The sequence below is a fragment of the Bacillus sp. AFS012607 genome, assembly GCF_002558005.1.
Classification (GTDB): Bacteria; Bacillota; Bacilli; order Bacillales; family Bacillaceae_G; genus Bacillus_A; species Bacillus_A thuringiensis_S.
The window spans coordinates 1-239 of the sequence record NZ_NTVM01000046.1 but is presented as its reverse complement, the minus strand read 5'-3'; the positions used below and the strand labels follow the sequence as shown (position 1 = coordinate 239).

The window sequence follows — 239 nt, the reverse complement described above, 5'->3', positions numbered from 1 at the left end:
ATTGCAAAATTCAAGCTTCCATATGGAAAGTACACGTATAAAGAAACGTTCGCACCAGACGGATATCTACTGAATGAAGAGATTTTCCCTTTTGAAATTAAAGAGGATGGTCAAATTATTAAGCATACGGTGAAGGACCAGAAGAAACCAACACCACCTACACCAGAGACACCAAAACCAGAACAGCCAGAACAACCACAAAAACCAGAAATACCACAAAAGCCAGAGCAACCAGAAGC

General features: G+C 40.6%; 1 protein-coding gene. It reads left to right on the top strand.

Going from position 1 to position 239, the window contains the following annotated elements:
• A partial coding sequence (locus CN409_RS29725) for an MSCRAMM family protein (protein WP_170955834.1) occupies positions 1-239 on the top strand: 239 nt, incomplete at both ends.